18 protein-coding genes are annotated in these 19,535 nt (G+C 34.2%); 10 read left to right on the plus strand and 8 right to left on the minus strand.

The window, feature by feature from the left end; translation table 11 throughout:
• Position 1 precedes the first annotated feature (1 nt).
• Positions 2–643, plus strand: coding sequence for a pyridoxamine 5'-phosphate oxidase (gene pdxH, locus BW939_RS09600; RefSeq protein WP_076451813.1), 642 nt, complete (start codon positions 2–4; stop codon positions 641–643).
• Between the two features lie 73 nt (positions 644–716).
• Here the strand turns inward: pdxH and BW939_RS09605 are convergent, their stop codons facing one another.
• Positions 717–1,004: an HU family DNA-binding protein gene (locus BW939_RS09605; protein WP_076451814.1), complete on the minus strand. Its 288-nt coding sequence runs from the start codon at positions 1,002–1,004 to the stop codon at positions 717–719.
• A 396-nt stretch (positions 1,005–1,400) separates the two neighbouring features.
• Here BW939_RS09605 and panD point away from each other — a divergent pair, with 396 nt between their 5' ends.
• The gene (panD, locus tag BW939_RS09610) at positions 1,401–1,751 is read left to right on the plus strand and encodes an aspartate 1-decarboxylase (RefSeq protein ID WP_056033595.1); all 351 of its coding nucleotides are present in this window, start codon (positions 1,401–1,403) and stop codon (positions 1,749–1,751) included.
• 4 nt (positions 1,752–1,755) lie between these two features.
• Entirely contained in the window at positions 1,756–2,835 is a 1,080-nt protein-coding gene (locus tag BW939_RS09615) for a lysylphosphatidylglycerol synthase transmembrane domain-containing protein (protein WP_076451815.1), read from the plus strand.
• Positions 2,836–3,121: 286 nt separating this feature from the next.
• Here the strand turns inward: BW939_RS09615 and BW939_RS09620 are convergent, their stop codons facing one another.
• Genes BW939_RS09620 through BW939_RS09635 form a run of 4 tightly spaced genes read right to left on the minus strand, consistent with a single transcriptional unit; the run spans position 3,122 to position 6,378 of the window.
• Positions 3,122–4,462, minus strand: coding sequence for a UDP-N-acetylmuramate--L-alanine ligase (locus BW939_RS09620; protein ID WP_076451816.1), 1,341 nt, complete (start codon positions 4,460–4,462; stop codon positions 3,122–3,124).
• Between the two features lie 2 nt (positions 4,463–4,464).
• Complete coding sequence (locus BW939_RS09625; protein WP_076451817.1) at positions 4,465–4,905, minus strand: hypothetical protein; 441 nt, start codon at positions 4,903–4,905, stop codon at positions 4,465–4,467.
• A 12-nt stretch (positions 4,906–4,917) separates the two neighbouring features.
• Positions 4,918–5,721 (minus strand): lysophospholipid acyltransferase family protein, encoded by an 804-nt coding sequence (locus BW939_RS09630; protein WP_076451818.1) that lies wholly within the window; start codon positions 5,719–5,721, stop codon positions 4,918–4,920.
• A 27-nt stretch (positions 5,722–5,748) separates the two neighbouring features.
• Positions 5,749–6,378: an NUDIX hydrolase gene (locus BW939_RS09635; protein WP_076451819.1), complete on the minus strand. Its 630-nt coding sequence runs from the start codon at positions 6,376–6,378 to the stop codon at positions 5,749–5,751.
• A 230-nt stretch (positions 6,379–6,608) separates the two neighbouring features.
• On the opposite strand from BW939_RS09635, the gene BW939_RS09640 reads away from it, so the two are divergent.
• The 6 genes from BW939_RS09640 (at position 6,609) to BW939_RS09665 (ending at position 12,747) form a co-directional block, all read left to right on the plus strand.
• Positions 6,609–7,994, plus strand: coding sequence for a hypothetical protein (locus BW939_RS09640; RefSeq protein ID WP_076451820.1), 1,386 nt, complete (start codon positions 6,609–6,611; stop codon positions 7,992–7,994).
• A 284-nt stretch (positions 7,995–8,278) separates the two neighbouring features.
• Positions 8,279–8,686 carry a hypothetical protein gene (locus tag BW939_RS09645; protein ID WP_076451821.1) on the plus strand — a complete coding sequence of 136 codons (408 nt, stop codon included), beginning with the start codon at positions 8,279–8,281 and terminating at the stop codon, positions 8,684–8,686.
• A gap of 1 nt (position 8,687) precedes the next feature.
• Entirely contained in the window at positions 8,688–9,413 is a 726-nt protein-coding gene (locus BW939_RS09650; RefSeq protein WP_084566638.1) for a CsgE family curli-type amyloid fiber assembly protein, read from the plus strand.
• Positions 9,414–9,424: 11 nt separating this feature from the next.
• Positions 9,425–9,844: a curli production assembly/transport component CsgF gene (locus BW939_RS09655; protein WP_076451822.1), complete on the plus strand. Its 420-nt coding sequence runs from the start codon at positions 9,425–9,427 to the stop codon at positions 9,842–9,844.
• 6 nt (positions 9,845–9,850) lie between these two features.
• The gene (locus BW939_RS09660) at positions 9,851–11,251 is read left to right on the plus strand and encodes a CsgG/HfaB family protein (RefSeq protein ID WP_076451823.1); all 1,401 of its coding nucleotides are present in this window, start codon (positions 9,851–9,853) and stop codon (positions 11,249–11,251) included.
• Positions 11,248–12,747 carry a carboxypeptidase-like regulatory domain-containing protein gene (locus BW939_RS09665; protein WP_076451824.1) on the plus strand — a complete coding sequence of 500 codons (1,500 nt, stop codon included), beginning with the start codon at positions 11,248–11,250 and terminating at the stop codon, positions 12,745–12,747. Before BW939_RS09660 ends, BW939_RS09665 begins: the two co-directional genes overlap by 4 nt.
• A 97-nt stretch (positions 12,748–12,844) precedes the next feature.
• Here the strand turns inward: BW939_RS09665 and BW939_RS09670 are convergent, their stop codons facing one another.
• The 3 genes from BW939_RS09670 to BW939_RS09685 all read right to left on the minus strand — a co-directional run bounded on the left by BW939_RS09670 (position 12,845) and on the right by BW939_RS09685 (position 15,887).
• Entirely contained in the window at positions 12,845–13,492 is a 648-nt protein-coding gene (locus tag BW939_RS09670; protein WP_076451825.1) for a response regulator transcription factor, read from the minus strand.
• A 183-nt stretch (positions 13,493–13,675) separates the two neighbouring features.
• Positions 13,676–15,235: an Rne/Rng family ribonuclease gene (locus tag BW939_RS09680; protein WP_076451899.1), complete on the minus strand. Its 1,560-nt coding sequence runs from the start codon at positions 15,233–15,235 to the stop codon at positions 13,676–13,678.
• 349 nt (positions 15,236–15,584) lie between these two features.
• Positions 15,585–15,887 carry an HU family DNA-binding protein gene (locus tag BW939_RS09685; RefSeq protein WP_228417445.1) on the minus strand — a complete coding sequence of 101 codons (303 nt, stop codon included), beginning with the start codon at positions 15,885–15,887 and terminating at the stop codon, positions 15,585–15,587.
• Between the two features lie 773 nt (positions 15,888–16,660).
• Here BW939_RS09685 and polA point away from each other — a divergent pair.
• Entirely contained in the window at positions 16,661–19,495 is a 2,835-nt protein-coding gene (gene polA, locus BW939_RS09690) for a DNA polymerase I (RefSeq protein WP_076451827.1), read from the plus strand.
• Positions 19,496–19,535 lie beyond the last annotated feature (40 nt).

Consider the following 19,535-nt stretch of genomic DNA (forward strand, 5'->3'; position numbering starts at 1 on the left):
TATGGAAAATCTACACGATAGGAGAAAAATTTACGAAAAATTACAACTTATTGAAAATGAGATTAAACAAAATCCATTCGAACAGTTTAGAGATTGGTTTATAGAAGCAACGGAAAATCCATCGGTATCAGAATCCAATGCAATGGCTGTTTCTACCATTGAAGACGACTGTTGTCCTAGAACTAGAATGGTTCTTTTGAAATCATACAGCCATGAAGGTTTTGTTTTTTACACCAATTATAACAGTAGGAAGGGGAAATCTATTGAGAAAACTCATAAAGCATGTCTGCATTTTTTCTGGCCATCATTAGAAAGACAAATTATTATAAAAGCAGATTTAGAAAGGATTGCAGAAAATTTGAGTGATGGTTATTTTCATTCCAGGCCAAAAGGAAGTCAGCTAGGAGCTTTGGTTTCTCCACAAAGTGAGATAATCCCAAACCGTGAGTTTCTTGAAGATAAGCTTCTAAATCTAGAACAAGAATTTGAAAATAAAGAAATCCCAAGACCAAAAAATTGGGGGGGATATGTTGCTAAACCATACGAAATAGAATTTTGGCAAGGAAGACCAAATCGTTTGCATGATCGTATTATCTATACTTTAGGAGAAACCGATTGGGAAGTGTCTCGTTTAGCACCTTAATACTATATATTAACCGTATTTAATAGAAAACCTCATCAAAAAGATGAGGTTTTTATATGTAATCTAGATAGTATTATTTCTTAGCACCTGCAACAGCAGTAGCAAGTTCTGCACCAGCTTTAAATTTAGCTACTTTTTTAGCTTCAATTTTAATTGGTTTTTTCGTAGCAGGATTGATACCTTGCCTCGCAGCTCTTTCAGCTACAGAAAAAGTACCGAAACCTACTAAAGAGATTTTACCATCTTTTTGTTGTAACGTAGATGTAACGTTAGACATAAATGATTCTAAAGCAGCTTTTGCTGCAACCTTTGTGATACCTGCGTCTTTTGCAATTGCGTCGATTAATTCAGACTTGTTCATAATTTGTAATATTAAAAGTTAGTTTGTTATAAAGCAAATTTAATACAAATTTCATATTGTGCAAATTTTTTGATAAAAGTTATTGAAATTTTCATAAAATTCAAATAATCGTTACAATATGGTAATTTTTAAATTCGTGTAAAATACGTATTTAAAGTGTCTAAAATTGTGCCAATCGCCCTGTTTGTAATGTTTTATGATTTTGTTTTATTTTATTTTCTATTTTATTAAATCCTAAATTTGTTTTAGGTGTGAAGTATAATCAGATATGATTGAATATTTACTAAAATAAATTAATTATACTTCAAAATTCGCTAATTTCTGTATACTTAAAATTAAAGTATTTGGTATACCTCAAAAACTTTCATTTCGGAAAATTATTAATAAATTTGTGGCATGTTTATAGAAGTTTTCAAATCTAAAATTCATAGGGTAAGAGTTACGGCTTCAGACCTTAATTATATCGGAAGTATTACCATCGATGAGGACCTTATAGATGCTGCTGGTTTGGTAGTAGGAGAAAGGGTTTATATTGTGAATGTGAACAATGGTGAACGTTTTGATACTTATGTCATTAAAGGTAAAAGGAAATCAGGAGAGGTTTGCTTGAATGGTCCTGCAGCGAGAAAAGTACAGCGAGATGACATCATCATCATTATAGCTTATGCTCAAATGAGCCCTGAAGAAGCAAGAGATTTCCAACCTAAAATTGTTTTCCCTGACGAAAAAACAAATCTTCTTACCTAATATAATGGAAGAGAAGAAAAAAAATACAGTCAAAAGTTTTTTAACAATTATTATTTCTCTGGGTTTTGCCGCTTTCTTTTTGTGGCTCGCTCTCAAAGATTTTGATTTTAAAACTTTTAAACAATCTATTTCTAGAGCCAATTATTGGTGGGTGGCTTTTGCAGGAGTTTTTGGCTTGTTGGCCTATTGGTTTAGAGCTGTAAGATGGAATCTTTTATTGGAGCCGATGGGTTATACTACCTCCAGCTCAAATGCGCTTTGGAGTATCTCTTTCGGATATCTAATGAATTTAACCATCCCCAGAAGTGGAGAACTGGCCCGTGCAACAGCTTTGTATGGTGTGGAAAAAGTGCCTGTAGATAAATCTTTCGGAACAATTATTCTAGAAAGAGTGATTGATTTGGTTTGCATGATGGTTTTCTTATTACTTACAGTGATTTTTAAGTTTGATGCTATTGTATCATTTTATGATTATGTAACTGCAAAAAAAGAAACGAGTACAGAAGAGCACATTCCTACTGGTTTTGAGAAGTTTTTGATGTCATTCGGAGTTCATGATTTTGCATCTTTCTATTTGGTAGTAAAAGTTTTAATTTTACTTTTAATTGTTGCAGTAATTTTTTACTTAATTAAATTTAAAAGAAATAAACTCATTAATTTTGCTAAAGGAATTTGGGACGGAATTGCATCTATTTCAAAATTAAAACAAAAAAGCAAGTTTATTTTTTACACCATTGCTATTTGGAGTTCCTATTATTTTGCGGCGTATTTGGTTTGTTTTGCTCTTCCAGAAACTTCTGATTTCAGCTTTGCAGACGGATTTTTTATTATAGCAGTGGGTACTATGGGTATGATTATTCCCGCTAGTGGTGGAATTGGCGCATTCAATTTAGCGATGCAGTATGGTTTTATGATACTCTTTATTGCCATGGGAAAAGATGGTAATCTGGGGGGAGAACTTGGTCTTACATACTCTTTTATTTCTTTGCCACTGCAATTGTTTTTAACGCTTGTGATGGGTACAATATCAATTGTTATGCTCGCAAAAGAGAGAAACCGAATGGTTGAAACAGTAGAAAATTGAAGTAGTAGAAAAGTAATACTGCGATGTTATTTTTAATAAAAAGATAAAACTTATTTCTAAAAAGTCAAAAAAAATCCTTTTCAAATACTGAAAAGGATTTTTAATTTTATAGTTAATTTTAATTAAAAACTTTAAACCGTTGAGGTAATAAATGTTTAAGATAAAAAAAATTCAGATGTTTTTTTAAGATTAGCGAAAGATGAAATAACAATGTTGTATGCTTAAATCCCGAATAGTAATCCTTCTGAATTCGTACACTTTCTTACTATTAAAAAAAACGTTGAAACTACTTCGTTAAATCAAGTCCACCGAAATTTCCCGAACTCATCATTAGAAAAACTCCGCTTGTTTTGTCTAAGCTATTCCAATATTCATGAAGGTCTTCAGCGTTGGTAAAAACTTTTAGATTTTCATTTTTAAATTTCTCTTTAATCAATTCAGGAGAAATAGCTTCCATTCTTTTGATTTTCAAAGCATCTTCAGAATAAAAAACAATTGCATCTTCTGGGCCATCCATCGCATGGTTGTACTGTTCCAAAAATTCAGGATTCAAACTAGAATAGGTGTGAAGCTCTAGGAAGGTATGTTTTTTTTCATTTTTAAATTGCTCACAAAATGCTTTTACCACAGCTTTTACTTTGCTAGGAGCATGGGCAAAATCTTTATACAAAATAGCTCCGTCTTTTCTCTCTACTTTCTCTAGACGTTTTGAAGCGCCTTTGAAACTCATGATTGCTTCGTAGAATTCTTCATCCATAATGCCTAATGTGTGACAAATATTTCTTGCACCCTCAAGGTTTAATAAATTATGAGCTCCAAAAATAGAAAGCGGAACATCGCCCATTATTTCGGTTTTCAAAAGAACTTTACCGTTGCTAATCTCGTATTCAGGAGTTTTATAAGGTATCTTTCTGAAATAATTTTCGGCATTTTCAACTACTTTTACTACTTCAGAATCTTCTTCGTTATACACCAAAACACCTCCTGGAGTAATACTTGCAACAAATTTTTTGAATTGCTCAATATAATCATCAAACGTTTTAAAAACATTAATATGATCCCATGCAATGCCGCTCAAAATTGCAATATTCGGTTGGTAAAGTAAAAATTTTGAACGCAGATCGATAGGGGATGAAAGGTATTCATCGCCTTCCAAAACCATAAAATCATTGTCTTGGGTAAGTTTTACCATACAGTCGAAGCCTTCCAATTGTGCGCCAACCATATAATCTACATCTTTCTGATGAAAATTGAGAACGTGAAGAATCATAGATGTAATCGTGGTTTTCCCATGCGATCCTGCGATTACTACTCTTGTTTTATTTTTAGATTGTTCGTATAAAAATTCTGGGTAAGAGTATATTTTTAAACCTAATTCTTTTGCTTTTGCCAATTCTGGGTTGTCACTATGAGCGTGCATTCCCAAAATAATAGCGTCTATGTCTGACGTTATTTTTTCGGGAAACCATCCCATTTCTTCAGGTAAAATACCTTTGTTTTCCAGTCTTGATTTTGAAGGTTCAAAAATAGCATCGTCTGAACCGGTTACTAGATATCCTTTATCTTTTAAAGCGATGGCTAAATTATGCATCGCACTTCCACCAATGGCAATGAAATGGGTTTTCAAAATTATTTTGTGTTATTTACGTTGTTGTCTATTATTTTTTGGAAAACTTCTACAATGTTTTCCCATTTTCTTTGGTCTACAGCCATGATGAGGCTTGCGTCTGACTTGCTTCCGGTATTTTGCCCTTTATTTACAGTAATTGTTACTGAAGCACGATCATAGATTTTTTTACGATCCTCAATTATTTTTCTGAATTGGTTATCGCTTAAAGTTTTTTCAACACTTTGAGCCTCAGCCTCAGATATTTTAAATCTTTTTTTTGTTTTTTTATCCTGAGAATGTATAGAATAATATACTTTATTGTCTTTAATTAAAAGATTTTCATAGGTTGGCATATGGCCACCGCTTTTGGAGTAGCTAAAATCAAATTCTGAAAACGCTTTTTGCGTATTACAAGAAATGAGAAAAGTCAGTATCAGTAAAACTGAGAGTATTTTTTTCATTTTTATAAAAATTTAAGGATTATTCTGCTGCGTTTTTTTAGCTGCTTTCAGCTCTTCGTCGTAAGTATGAAGCAGATTAAAATCTTCTGTTTGCTCAATAGCAGTCATGATTTTGAGAAGGATATCGTGAGAATTTTCTTTGTCGTAATCTATATCAAGAGGCGCTTTAAATTCCATTGTAGGTTTTACTCCGGTTACTTTTACACGAAGACCTTTTTTATCAAACGCTCTTCTGAAGCCATTTATTTTAATAGGGATCACAATGGGTCTTTGGTTTTTTACCAATTTTGCTGTTCCTCGTCTTCCTTGTGCAAAAGCCGCCGTTGTGCCTTGTGGAAAGGTCGCCACCCAGCCGTTTTGTAAAGCTTTCATGATATTGTCTACCTCGGTAAGATCTACCATTCTATTGACGTTTTTTCCTTCTGCTCTCCAGGTTCTTTTTACGGTAACTGCGCCGGCGATTTTAAAGATTTTAGGAAGAATACCTTTATTCATCGTTTCTTCAGCGGCTACGTAATAGAAGTCGATTTTAGGATTGAGTAGGTAGATAGGGTTTTTTATTGAATCTAAATACCCATTATTCACTGCACAAAATGCATGATACATAGCAGCAACATCAGCAAAATAGGTCTGATGGTTTGATACGAAAAGCACATTCGAATCCGGGAGGTTAACAAGATGCTCTGTTCCTGAGATTTTTAGTTTATTAAAACCATTAAATCTTCTATAGGAAACAAAACCGAGAATAAGGATAATCAACCTTTTCAAAAAATAAGGGGTTCCGAATGCATCGGTAAAGATATTTTTTTTGGCCATATTGGGTAAGCAAACGATTATGCAAAGTTACATTTTTTTAAGTAACTGGCTGAATTCACTCAATATCATTGCAGTTGCACCCCAAATGATGTATCCGTTGAAATTAATCACAGGAACTTCTTTTCCTGCTGCGGACGGAAGTGTCATCAAATCTGGTTGGTCTGGAAGATTGAGAAATGAACTGATGGGAAACTCTATTACTTCTACAGCTTCGGTTGCTTGTAGTATGAATCTAGGATTTTTTGTGGTGTACGAAATGTATGGGTATACGTAAAAATTACTTGGTGGAATGTAGATGGGCGACATTTCACGAATAATTCTTACGTAATGTTGTTCTAGACCTATTTCCTCTGATGTTTCCCGAATCGCGGTATGAGAAAAATCTCTGTCTAATTCCTCTCTTTTTCCTCCAGGAAGAGAAATCTGACCGCTATGTCTGTCATGTTTATTTTCCGTTCTCTGGATGAGCGGAAAATGCCATTCATTATCTTTTAAATATAAGACAATATTAACAGCCGCGAATTTTGGATTCTTTTCTAAAACCTGCTCGTATGTGAAAACTGGTCTGTAGGGTGGAGAAAAAACACCATGCGCATTTTCGCCATCAAGCGTTGCTTTTTTTATTTTATTTAGAAGGTCTTTTCCGAAACTTTTCATAAGCCAAATTTACTAATATATAAAAGAAATAGATAAAGAAAGTTTTCAAAAAACATACCGTATTTCCACGGTATAATATGTAATGGTTTATAGGGAGTGGGGTATGACTGAATTATTGATGTAAAGTAACTGAAATCATGATTTTTAAAATTTAGTGTTTAGTCGTGATTTTTCGTGTAGTGTATAAAAGTAGATTTGTAGAAGTTTAAAACCATAAAAAATTAAAAAAAATGAAAAAATTAGTAACCGGTGCATTTGCACTATTAGCAGGAAGTGTAATGTATGCACAGTCATACAGTAATACAAGTAACTCAACACAGGGAAGTAGCTATAACCAAGCTAACTTAACGCAAACCGGAACAAATCTATCGAGCAACATCGATCAGAAAAACACAGGTATAACAGCGGCGAATTCGCTTGCAGACGGAAACAAAGTTACTGCAAAACAGGTAGGTAACGGCGCTTCATTCGTTTTAAAACAAGACGGAATTAATAATTCCTCAAACTCTACACAAGGTATGTCGGGAGTTATCGGAACCTTAAATATGGGATCATATTATTCTGAAGTAGATCAAATGCAAAAAGGTACTAACAACCAAGTTACGGTATTGCAAACTTCTACACAGGCAGCAAGAATTGCTCAGAAACAAGATGGTAACAGCAATCAGGCTACTGCTAACCAGACGAAAGGTGTAGGTTTAATTTCAGGATTCACGCCAATCACGTCTGTTATTCAACAAACTCAGACAGGAAACAGTAATATTGCTAACGCAACCCAAGAAGGTATTTCAACAACCAATTTGGTTGCAAACAGTTACATTACTCAGATCCAGACAGGGAACAGTAACAATTTTACAGCTAACCAAAAAAGTGTTGTAGGTAATGTTGCTTCAAACTCTACAGTTTATCAGGAATCAATGGCTGGAAACACCAATACTTTGGTAGGTAACCAAGAAGGTGGTTCTAACATGATTTCTCAGATTGTAACGGGTACAGGTGGTGATTTGAATACTATGTCAGTAATACAGACAGGTTCTGGTAACTCTGCAACACAGAGAACTACAGGAGACTCAAATAGTAATAATACATTACAGACAGGAAATACAAATACAATAACAATGTCTGTACAAAACGGAGACAATAACGTTGCTCAGGTTAATCAAACAGGAGGAAACTCAAATATGTTTGAAATGATTTCTCAAACTGGAAATACAAATGTAATCACTGCAAATCAAATTGGTAACTCAAACTGGGGTAAAATTGTGCAAGATGGTGGAAATAAAATGGCGACTTTGTCTCAGCAGGGAGATACCAATAAAGCAAATATGATACAGTCTGGTGGTTCTATACAAACAGCAACAGTTACTCAATTCGGAAACCGAAATGATGTACAGACATTAACTCAGAGCGGAAATTCTCAGATTGCTGTGTTAACTCAAACAGGGAGTGATAACTTAATCACGAATCTTACGCAAACGGGTGCTTCTCACAATGCTAATATGACTCAGTCTGGTGATTGGAATTCTGCAACGTTAACTCAGAGTGCAGGAGTTTCAAGCTCACATGTCAGCATTCAGGCTGGAAATTATAATACACTTAACGTAGCCCAAAATTAATAATTGGGATGCATGTAGATTAGTGTCTTAATTGAAATTTACTTTTAAAACTAAATATAATGCATCAACATCTGTCAGGCTTCCTTTCGAAAACCACAGTGTACCACTTGTTTCGAAACTATAGTGGAAGCCAGAACAAGACAAATGTTGAGCAAAAAGATACTAATCATGCTTTGATTTACAGCAAGGTAGTGGAAATTCTATTGTAGTAACACAATCAACTATTAGAGTTTCTTCAAATGTATAGGAGAGCAATCTCCTATACATTATCTTATTTTTTTGAGATGAAAAAATTTACTTACATATCAATACTCCTTTTTCTCTGCACCTTTTTTAAGGCACAGAAAAATATATCATTCGAAGAGCTAAACTCTCAGAATGTTTTGCAGCTGTTTGGCAGTGCCAATTCTACTGTGAATGCAACTACAGGTTTCAAATCTAATGTTGTACAGATAGGGAATAATAATGAAGTACAGATCTACGACCTCAATCCTAAAAAGGTTTCTATAAGCCAGATTGGGAACGATAATAAAACTGTTTTTATTAATACCAGCAACAAACCAAGTACGGCAACAATTAATTCCGTAGGTAACAAAAACTATATAGATATGGTAGGAAGCAACAGTATCTCAGAGAAAATGAAAATCAATATCAACGACAGTAACATGATTATTTTTATAAGAAATTATTAAAATGAAGAATAAATTTTTATGGATAATCTCAATATTTTTTTTCTGTAATTTTTTCTCACAAAATAACATTGAGAAAGGGCTTAAAGCCAAAATAATTACAGAAAGCTCAGACGGTCTTTACAATATCATTGCTACAGCAGAAAACCAATCAGATTTCCATTACCCAATAAATTATATTCTGCTATCAATTAAAAGAGGAGCCACAGGAAACACTTCTTCTAATAAACAAGAAGGAAAATTTGTCGTAAAACCGAAGGAAACCTTAAAGCTTTCTGAGGTAAAAACTAATCTCGACAAAAAAGATGTTCTCAAGGTTTTTCTTTTTATCAAAAACGAAGAAAGCGATAAGATAATTTCTAAAGACAGTTTAGAGATACAACCAGATAAAATTGCTAAAAACAGTACAAAAGCAATTTCTGAAAATGATATAGAGCTATCGGGACTTACCATAGACGATACCAGAAGCAGAAACGGAAAGTACTATTACGATCAGTTTTATATGAAGTATCTTCAAACTGATGAGAAGTTTCCCGGAACCGTAAAAATCGTTGAGATACCTGGATTAGGTCAAAGTACTAGGATTTCTGTAATGTACAATGAGCAAGAGATTTACCTCTTCAATGCATCTCCGGATGAAGAAGTGATGAATCAAGAAGCTCAGACGACATTAGAGATTCTCAAAGAAATGATTCTTCCAAAGAATGAATTGTTAAGAAGTTCAACTTAAAAACTTTAATTATGAAACTCTTTTATACAACTACAATAGTATTTCTATCAGTAATTGGCTTTACCCTAAAAGCACAACAACTGGTCTACAAACCCATAAATCCCGCGTTTGGCGGAGATACATTCAATTATCAGTGGCTATTAAGTTCGGCAGCTGCACAAAATCAATTTGACAACAAAAGCACGTCATCCTTTACATCCAATTCAAATTCACTTTCAAATTTTACAGAGAGTTTAAATAGGCAGCTCTTGAGCCAGCTTTCTAGCAAACTTTTTGGCAACCAGTTTGGTGAAGGAGAGCTGAAACCGGGTACTTATGTTTTCGGATCGATGTATCTAGAGGTGACGCAAGCAAACGGAGGACTTTTGATAAAAATTCTCAATACCAGTACGGGAGAACAATCTGAAATTATAATTCCGGGACAAAACTAATTTACCATGAAAAACACATATAAATATCCCAAATTTTGGGTTGCATTTCCTATGTTTTTTTTGGTAATTATAGGATGTAATTCTTTATTAAATTATCCATCCCATAGCGAAAAATCTACTTTAGGAGAAACAACCAACTTTACTTCAAAAATTAAAAATCTCCCATTACCTACAGATAAAGTAGTGGTTGGAGTTTACAAATTCCGTGATCAAACCGGGCAATATAAAGCCGCTGAAAACGGAGCCAGCTGGAGTACAGCAATCCCACAAGGAACAACTACTATCCTTATCAAGGCGCTTGAAGACAGTCGCTGGTTTAGACCTATCGAAAGAGAAAACATAGGAAATCTCTTAAACGAAAGACAAATCATAAGATCTACAAGAAAAGAATACATGCCCAACCAAATCAACGAATCGGGAAACCTTCCGCCGCTTTTGTATGCAGGGATTATTCTAGAAGGAGGTGTGATTTCTTATGATACCAATGTGGTTACTGGAGGTTTGGGAGCAAGATATTTCGGAATCGGTGCTTCTACTAATTACAGACAAGACAGAATCACGGTTTATCTTCGGGCTGTTTCTACACAAACCGGAGAAATCCTTAAAACCGTTTATACCTCAAAAACAATTCTTTCTACAGCCATCAGTGGAAGTTTTTTCAGATATGTAGATACAGAAAAATTGATGGAAGCTGAGGTGGGCATTACCCAAAACGAACCTGTGCATTTAGCAGTTACTGAGGCTATAGAAAAGGCAGTCTATGGATTGATTGTGGAAGGTGTAAAAGACAATATATGGGGAAGTAAAGTAGAAAATCCAACTCAGTTTACTAAGATAATTGAAGATTACAATGCCGAGAAAAGCGATAATGATCTCAATGTTTTAGGTAAAAAAATAGCAGATAATCAACGTGCAAAATTTTCTATGTACGGTATGGCGGAAGCAACTCAAATAAGAGGAGATTATGTAAATCCGGAAATGCACCCTGGAGCCAAAGGCGGGATGAAATATTTTTTCAGCGACCATTTTAATATCGACGGGAACGCAAGTTATTTCATTTTCGAAAACAAAAAACTTTTTTGGAGACGAGCCATATCAGCTGATGTAAATATTGAATACCTGCTTCTTCCAAAAAGTAAATTTACACCTTATGTTTATGGTGGGGTAGGATCTGTATTTTATCGTGATAAAAATTTCTTTAAATCACAAGTGGGAGGAGGGTTAGAATATCTCGTTAACCGCACTTTTGCTCTGCGCCTAAATACTCAATATGATCTAGGATTTAATGATGATTGGGATTTCAAAGTACAAGGAACTAGAAAAGACCAAAGTGTAAGAATTGGTTTAGGCATCAATGTTTACCTCAATAGAAAAACCGCTCAACCTTTAAAAACAACGAATCCATGAAAAACATACTAAAATATTTAATGATAGTAATGCTTGGTGTATTGGCAAGCTGTAGCGAAGACCTCATAGGCGAAAGCACAAAAGGCATTATCAAAGGAACAGTGGTAAAGAAAGGAACGAATACACCTCTTTCCAATGTGAAAATATCTACAAGCCCCACCACTACCACTACTTTTACGGGAACAGACGGTAGCTTTGTGATTAACGATGCACCTACGGGAGATTATTCGGTGAAGGCAGAATACAGCGGGTATGTCACCAGTTATCAAGGTGTAAATCTCCAAAGTGAGGGGCAAACTGTAACGGTTGTTTTTGAGCTGTCGGATGATACAAGTCTCAACTCGGCTCCTTCAATACCGGTTTTAGTAAGCCCGGCAGACAATTCTACAGAACAGCCTTTGTCTTTAAATTTATCTTGGACTTCTACCGATCCTGATAACGATAGTTTGAAGTTTGATTTAATCTTAAAAAACGCGAATAATACAATAGTTCAGAACATCAACGGAATCAAAACTAAAAATTACAATGTAACCAATTTGCAGTACAACAATACTTATTTTTGGCAAGTTTCGGTTTCTGATGGGGTTAATCCGAAAGTATTTAGTGAAACAAGACAATTTAAAACTATTGTAACACCTACCAACAGATTTCATTACACAAAACGTGAAAACGGAAACTACTTTATCGTTTCTGCCAACGAATCTAATGGGAGTTTTAATTTAACGAGCGCTTCTCAAAACTCTTTCAGGCCAAGATTGAATAATGATGCCAATAGACTCGCATTTTTAAGGAATGTAGCCGGAAATTTTCAAATCTTCACCTCAAAAAGAGATGGATCAGATATAATGCAGGTTACAAACTTGCCAGCCACAGGATTTAGCAACGCTGAAATTGATTTTTCTTGGAACAAAGTTGGTAGCCAATTGATTTATGCTAATTTTGATAAATTATATCGTATCAATTCTGATGGAACGGGTCTTTCATTAATCTATTCTACCCCAGACGGCAGCCTTATTTCAGAATGTGATTGGAGTTATGACGGAAGCAAAATTGCCCTTAAAACCAATAATCTGAGTGGTTATGGTGTTAAAATTTTCATCATCAATATGTCTGGTAATATTGTTCAAAGTGTTTTGAGTGGAGTAAACGGTGGCGCTGGAGGGCTCAATTTCTCTGCCGACAGCAAAAAGCTGTTGTATACGAGAGATATTGCTGGTTTTGAAAGCATTCAGTATAGGCAACTAGATTCAAGAATTTTTATTTATAATCTTGAAGACAATACGCAACAGGATATTTCGGCTATGAGTCAAAAAATAAACGGAACTAATGATTTAGACCCGAGATTTGCTCCTAATGATGCTGAGGTTATTTTGGTTAATACTTCCAATGATAATATGTCTACCAGAAACATAGTGAAAATTTCATTAACCATGAATAATGGTAATTACCCCAGAGCTGTACTTTTCACCGATGCAGAAATGCCGGATTGGGAGTAAGTAAATCACAAATGCTTTACAGATAAAAAAAGTCAAAACCATTTTCGGTTTTGACTTTTTTTTTACATGCGATGAAATAATGATATCAAGATTGAATTTAATCTATAATATTATTCTCAAGTGCATATTTTACAATGCCCACAGAATTTCTTACATTGAGTTTTGTAAGGATTTTTTTGCGGTGAGTTTCTACCGTATTGATGCTTATAAAAAGTTTTGCAGAGATATCTTTACTGCTAAGTCCGTCGCAGATTAATTTTAATATTTCAGTTTCCCTTTTTGTTAGCGAATCTTTAATCTGGCTAGATTCGAAATTTTTTCCGTTGCTTACAAAACTGATCATTTTTTCTTTGGCATGAGCGCAAAGAAAAATATTACCCTCAATGACTGCTTGTAAACAGCATATAAACTCGTCAAAAGTACTTATATTATCAAGATAAGCTGTAATGCCTTTGTTGAATAGTTTACGGATAGAAGTTACATCATAATCATTGCCTATAATAATGATTTTGAGATGAGGATGTTTTTGTTTTATTTCTTCTGCAGCTTGGTATATTTCAGAAAGCATCATGATATTTGAACTAAACATCAACAAATTGAAGTTTCCAATATTTATGCAATCTAGAAGATTGAGGTAGCAACTACAAACCTCAATGTTGTCAACAATTTTAGTTTGTGATAAAAGTTTGGATAAGCCTTCGGCGTACAGAACGGGTTGATCAAAGATTATTAAATTTGATTTCATCTTGGTGTGTTAGAATGCTTAAAAGTATGAAAAATTATTTGAAATTCAAATTTTAATAAACATATTTCTGAAAAATAGCCTTTTTGGGGTATTTTTTTGAGTTTAAATAGAATTAAAGCAGAATATTTTTTTAAAGAAAAAGCAAAAAAAAACCTTCCAGTATGATTACTGAAAGGTTTGTTCTTAGTTTGAGTAGCTTGCAAGCTCTTCTTTTTTTGAGTTATAAACCCTATATTCAAGATACTTGAAAGAGTCTCTAGGGATTATGGTGACCCATTTTTTGTATTTTATAAACCATTTCATCTGGATGCTTTTGAGACCTTTTGTAAGGTAAGCTTCCACGAAAGGGTGTACATGAAGAAACAATTTTCCTTTTTCTTTTTGTAAAATCGTTCTCAGGGTGTCACCCATTTTTTCTACGATTACAATAGGAGCGACGATTTCTCCGTCTTTGTTAGGATTTTCTTCCTTTGTTTCAATTTGCTTTTCAGGGCGGTTTCTTTGTCTGGTAATTTGTATGAGCCCAAACTTGCTCGGAGGAAGAATTTTGTGGCGGGCTTTATCTCTCCCCATTTCTACACGCAGATGTTCGTAGAGATCTTTTCTGTGCTCAGGATTGGTCATGTCAATAAAATCTATTACGATGATTCCACCCATATCGCGCAATCTCAGCTGTCTTGCGATTTCTGTAGCAGCCATTTTATTCACATTCAGCGCATGTTCTTTGCTTGCAGAAGTTCCTAAAGTAATATTGTTTCCAGAGTTTACATCTACCACATGCAGTGCTTCTGTGTGTTCTATCACAAGATAAGCACCTTTAGAACTTGGGATATTTACATGTTTTCCGAAGCTCTGCTTCATTTGTTTTTCAACATTGTAATATTCCAAAAGAGGAATGTGCGTGCTGTGATATTGTACAATGTTTTTTCTTTCTGGGGCAATTACTTCAAGATACGCTTTCATTTCAGAAACCATTTGTTCATCATCACAAATGATATTCACAAAATCCTGATTAAAGTTGTCTCTGAGGATTGCTGAAGCTTTATCGTCTTCACTCAAGACCTTTGCAGGAACTTTATTTTTCTGAATATTTTTAAAAGTACTTTCCCATTTCTGAACCAGCTGATTCATATCATTGTGCAAATCTGCAACCTTTTTACCTTCTGCTACCGTACGGATAATTACCCCGAAACCTTCAGGCTTTATGCTGTCTATTAAGGTTTTAAGGCGGTCTTTTTCTTCGGTAGTTCTTATTTTTTTAGAAATAGAAACTTTGTTGTCGAAAGGGATGAGGACCAAAAAACGTCCGGTAAGTGAAATTTGTGTAGAAATTCTAGGACCTTTTGTAGAAATAGGTTCCTTGGTGATTTGCAGCAGAACAACGTCGTCTTTTGCAATAACCTTTTCTATAGTTCCGTTTTTGTCTATTTCTGGTTGAATCTCAAAATTCTTTAGACTCGAAGAGCTTTGGCTTTTTGAAATGCTGTCTTTCAGAAATTTTTTATAGGTGAGAAGTTGTGGCCCGAGATCTTGATAGTGAAGAAACGCATCTTTATCATAACCAATGTTTACAAAAGCTGCATTAAGGTTCGGAGCTAATTTTTTTACTTTTCCGATGAATAAATCGCCTACTACAAAGTCATTTTTGTCTTCTTCCTCATGAAGTTCGCATAGTTTTCCGTCTTCTAGCAAAGCAATTTTGGTAAAATCGTCTTCATGCGAAACCAACAGTTCTTTCTTCATTTTGTTGTAAGATAATTTTTTTAGATTGAGGAAGTGTTTTTTTTTGAAATCCTGATTTTTTAAAATTACTAATAAAATCAATATATCGTAATAAAATCTTTAAAAGATATTATTTCTTCTTCCTCCGAATCACACTTTGTACAAATAAAAATATAGTCGGTGGTTATTAAATAATTTAAAAAACACCAACTATATTATTATATTAAAAATCTCATGTGAGATTATTTTTTCTTATGTCTGTTTGCTCTTCTTCTTTTCTTTCTCTTGTGTGTCGCAACCTTGTGTCTTTTTCTTTTCTTTCCGCTTGGCATAATTTTAATTTTTTAATACGAGTTAATATTCTATTAATTTATTTTACTGCAACTTTAGTTTTTACTTTCTCCACAAAAGATTTTGATGGCTTGAAAGCAGGAATATTGTGTGCAGGTATTTCGATTGCAGTGTTCTTAGAGATGTTTCTTCCCGTTTTTGCTGCTCTGGTTTTAACGATGAATGATCCAAAACCTCTTAAGTAAACATTATCCCCATTGTACATAGAAGTTCTGATCTCCTGCATAAAAGCTTCTACAACTTTCTGTGTTTCATTCTTTTCTGTTCCCAATTTATTTGAGATGGTGTTTACCAATTCTGCCTTTGTCATTTCCTGTATAATTTTAAATTTTAGGTGTGCAAATTTAGTTAAAAAAATTGAATATTAGCAAATTAGTAAAAATATTTTTATGTTTAGAATATGAATATCTGGTAAAGAAAATGTGAAATAATCTTTAAATATTACATGTTGCGATTGTAACATCCTTTCTCTATAAAGAATCTTATGAGGTAAAGTCTGGTTTTAAGGCCTAGTTTTTCAGTTTATCTGTTGATATAAGTATTGATTGTACAGGTGTTGAAATAGATTTTTTTACCGAATTCTTTCTTATTAAACCCTTTGTAGTAAAATTTCAGCAACTGAATTTCGGGGGGAAAGAATTTGTGCTGACTGTTTTTTTTACTTGTTATCTATTGTTGTACAGAAAATGTTGCCGTGTTAATTGTTCTGTATAATCAGCAATGTGATCTAAGGTATTAGTATCGGCTTTCCTTTATTCTTATTTCTTTTATAAGAGAGCTTTTTTTTACAATAAGATATAAAAAGTATGATCCAGCAATGGTTTTTCTAATTTTTTTTTTGAAAAATAGTAATCACTATCGATTATAGAAAACCGAACAATGTAGTTTGTAATTTTGTTTATATAATGTGTACCCATAGCAACTACGGACACAATCTAAAGTAAAAGATTTTATTAGTACAAGATTACTTCAACTGTAAAGCTTTACAATTTAGCAAAGAGAAAATTAATTTATAACCAACAACAATTCTTTTTTACGTCATAAAAATCTATCCAAAACAATCCCATTTTCTTATATTTGTTGATTATTCAAAATATGGACGCAATACAAGACAAAAGGCTTTTTCTTATCGATGCTTATGCAATGATTTTTAGAGGATATTATGCGTTAATCAGGAGTCCGAGAATTACAAGCGCAGGAGTTGATACCTCTGCGATTTTTGGTTTTACAAACTCTTTGATTGAGCTAATAAGACGTGAAAGACCAACCCACTTGGCGGTGGTTTTTGATGTCGGACAAGCAAGTGTAAGAACCAACGATTTCGCTGAGTACAAAGCCAATCGTAGCGAAACCCCCGAAGCTATAAGAATTGCCATTCCATATCTTCATAGAATTTTAGTTGCTATGCATATTCCGCATTTGGGTGTAGAAGGTTATGAAGCGGATGATTTGATTGGAACACTTGCGTGCAAAGCAGAAAAAGAAGGATACACTACCTTTATGGTAACTCCAGATAAAGATTTTGCACAATTAGTTACCGATAAAATAAAAATGTATAAACCAGGATTAAAAGGAGGTGACATTGAAATTCTGGGAGTTGAAGAAGTTAAAGCAAAATACGGAATCGAAGATCCAAAACAGGTGATAGATTTCCTTGCAATGATGGGTGATGCAGTAGATAATATCCCAGGATTGGATGGTGTTGGTGAAAAAACAGCCATGAAGTTTTTGCAGGAATACGGAAATATCGAAAATCTTTTAGCCAATACAAATCAATTAAAAGGTAAGTTAAAAGAAAAAATTGAAGCCTCAGCAGAACGTGGAATTTTATCTAAAAAATTAGCCACCATTATTTGCGATGCCCCAGTAGAATTTCATCAAGAACAGTATGACCTTGAAACTCCTGATTTTATAAAAGTAAAAGAGATTTTCGATGAAATTGAGTTCACAAGACTGTATGAAAATCTTTATCGTGCATTTGCACCTGCTGAAATAGTTACTTTAAAAACCACAACGGTAGAATCTAATGCCGACAACCAAAAAACGCCAACCAGTAACCCAAGCGGTCAACTCGATCTTTTCGCAAATTTTGAAGAACTTGATCAGGCAACTTCTACCAAAGAAACCATTATAGGAAAAGATCACTTGTATCAGTTTGTAGATAATCCTAAAGCGCAGAAAATATTAGTTCAGAACCTTTTAAAACAGAAAGCCGTTTGTTTTGATACCGAAACCACTTCTTTAAACGAATTGGAAGCTGAATTGGTGGGAATGAGTTTCTCCTACAAAAAAGGTTTAGCCTATTACATTCCGCTTTCGGAGGATAGGGATGAAGTTGTAAAGACACTCGAAATTTTCAGACCTTTTTTTGAAAAAGAAGATATAATTAAGATTGCCCATAATTTGAAGTACGATTATAAAGTGCTGAAGCAATACGATATTACCGTGAAAGGTGCCATGTTTGATACCATGATTGCCCACTATCTTCTAAATCCTGATGGAAGACACGGAATGGATTATCTTTCTGAAGTTTATCTCAATTATAAACCCGTTTCCATAGAAACTATTATAGGGAAAAAAGGAAAAAATCAAGGGAGTTTCAGAGATGCAGATCTTAGAACACAGACAGATTATGCCGCAGAAGATGCAGATGTAACTTTCCAATTATACGAATTATTTTCGCCACAGTTAAAAAAAGAAAACCTCGAAGATCTTTTCTACAACATAGAAATGCCCTTAATGGAAGTTTTGGCTAAAATGGAACTCGAAGGAATTTCTTTAGATGAAAAATGGTTAGCTCAAGAAAGCATCGACCTTGAAAATGATTTAAGACAATTAGAATCCAAAATATTTGAAATTTCTGGTGAAGAATTTAATATGAATTCGCCAAGACAGTTGGGTGATGTATTGTTTGATAAAATGCAGCTTGACCCGAAAGCAAAAAAAACAAAAACCGGACAGTATGCCACTTCAGAAGATGTTCTTCAGAAACTATCCTCAAAACACGAGATTATTCAGCATATTTTAGAATACAGAACTTATCAGAAATTGAAATCAACTTACGTTGATGCCTTGCCGTCTCAGATTGATAAAGACGATAATCGTGTACATACCAATTTTTCACAAACTACGGCCGCAACAGGACGTTTGGCGAGTGTAAATCCTAATTTACAGAATATTCCGATACGTACCTTGAGAGGTCAGCAAATCCGGGGAGCTTTTGTTTCCGCTGAAGGAAAAAAAATTATCTCTGCAGATTATTCTCAAATAGAATTGCGTCTGATTGCTGAAATTTCCGGTGAAGATAATATGATAAAAGCATTTCAGGAGGGTGAAGATATTCACGCTTCTACCGCCGCAAAATTATTTAATATCCCGTTGGAAGAAGTTTCAAAAACGCAAAGAAGCCAGGCAAAAACCGTCAACTTCGGAATCATATATGGGCAAGGAGCTTTTGCTTTGGCGGAGCAAACCGGCATGTCGAGAACAGAAGCTAAACAGATGATTGAAGCCTATTTTGAAACCTATCCGAAATTGAAATTATATATGGCGGAACAGGTAAAAAAAGCCAGAGAAATAGGTTATGTAGAAACGATTTTGGGAAGAAAGCGTCATTTGAAAGATATTAATTCTGGAAACTTTGTCGTTCGTGGTCACGCGGAAAGAAATGCTGTAAACGCTCCGGTTCAGGGAAGTGCTGCAGATGTAGTGAAAATGGCAATGATTAAAATTCAAAAAGAACTAGAAAAAGAAAAGCTAAAAACAAAAATGCTGCTCCAAGTACATGATGAATTGGTTTTTGAATCTCCAATAGATGAGGTAGAAGTAGCTACAAATATTATAAAAACCGAAATGGAAAACGCTATCGAAACGCAGGTTCCCTTATTGGTAGAGGTTGGAGTAGGGAAGAATTGGCTGGAAGCGCATTAGTAATGTTTTTAAAATAACATTTATTAGAAATGTCGAGGAA

Source organism: Chryseobacterium piscicola (assembly GCF_900156685.1).
GTDB classification, from domain to species: Bacteria; Bacteroidota; Bacteroidia; order Flavobacteriales; family Weeksellaceae; genus Chryseobacterium; species Chryseobacterium piscicola.

What these genes read in the sequence shown, in the direction of transcription:
- pdxH (WP_076451813.1), top strand. Translation starts at nt 2, where the DNA reads ATGGAAAATCTACACGATAGGAGAAAAATTTACGAAAAATTACAACTT.
- BW939_RS09605 (WP_076451814.1), bottom strand. Translation starts at nt 1,004, where the DNA reads ATGAACAAGTCTGAATTAATCGACGCAATTGCAAAAGACGCAGGTATC.
- panD (WP_056033595.1), top strand. Translation starts at nt 1,401, where the DNA reads ATGTTTATAGAAGTTTTCAAATCTAAAATTCATAGGGTAAGAGTTACG.
- BW939_RS09615 (WP_076451815.1), top strand. Translation starts at nt 1,756, where the DNA reads ATGGAAGAGAAGAAAAAAAATACAGTCAAAAGTTTTTTAACAATTATT.
- BW939_RS09625 (WP_076451817.1), bottom strand. Translation starts at nt 4,905, where the DNA reads ATGAAAAAAATACTCTCAGTTTTACTGATACTGACTTTTCTCATTTCT.
- BW939_RS09630 (WP_076451818.1), bottom strand. Translation starts at nt 5,721, where the DNA reads ATGGCCAAAAAAAATATCTTTACCGATGCATTCGGAACCCCTTATTTT.
- BW939_RS09635 (WP_076451819.1), bottom strand. Translation starts at nt 6,378, where the DNA reads ATGAAAAGTTTCGGAAAAGACCTTCTAAATAAAATAAAAAAAGCAACG.
- BW939_RS09640 (WP_076451820.1), top strand. Translation starts at nt 6,609, where the DNA reads ATGAAAAAATTAGTAACCGGTGCATTTGCACTATTAGCAGGAAGTGTA.
- BW939_RS09645 (WP_076451821.1), top strand. Translation starts at nt 8,279, where the DNA reads ATGAAAAAATTTACTTACATATCAATACTCCTTTTTCTCTGCACCTTT.
- BW939_RS09650 (WP_084566638.1), top strand. Translation starts at nt 8,688, where the DNA reads ATGAAGAATAAATTTTTATGGATAATCTCAATATTTTTTTTCTGTAAT.
- BW939_RS09655 (WP_076451822.1), top strand. Translation starts at nt 9,425, where the DNA reads ATGAAACTCTTTTATACAACTACAATAGTATTTCTATCAGTAATTGGC.
- BW939_RS09660 (WP_076451823.1), top strand. Translation starts at nt 9,851, where the DNA reads ATGAAAAACACATATAAATATCCCAAATTTTGGGTTGCATTTCCTATG.
- BW939_RS09665 (WP_076451824.1), top strand. Translation starts at nt 11,248, where the DNA reads ATGAAAAACATACTAAAATATTTAATGATAGTAATGCTTGGTGTATTG.
- BW939_RS09670 (WP_076451825.1), bottom strand. Translation starts at nt 13,492, where the DNA reads ATGAAATCAAATTTAATAATCTTTGATCAACCCGTTCTGTACGCCGAA.
- BW939_RS09680 (WP_076451899.1), bottom strand. Translation starts at nt 15,235, where the DNA reads ATGAAGAAAGAACTGTTGGTTTCGCATGAAGACGATTTTACCAAAATT.
- polA (WP_076451827.1), top strand. Translation starts at nt 16,661, where the DNA reads ATGGACGCAATACAAGACAAAAGGCTTTTTCTTATCGATGCTTATGCA.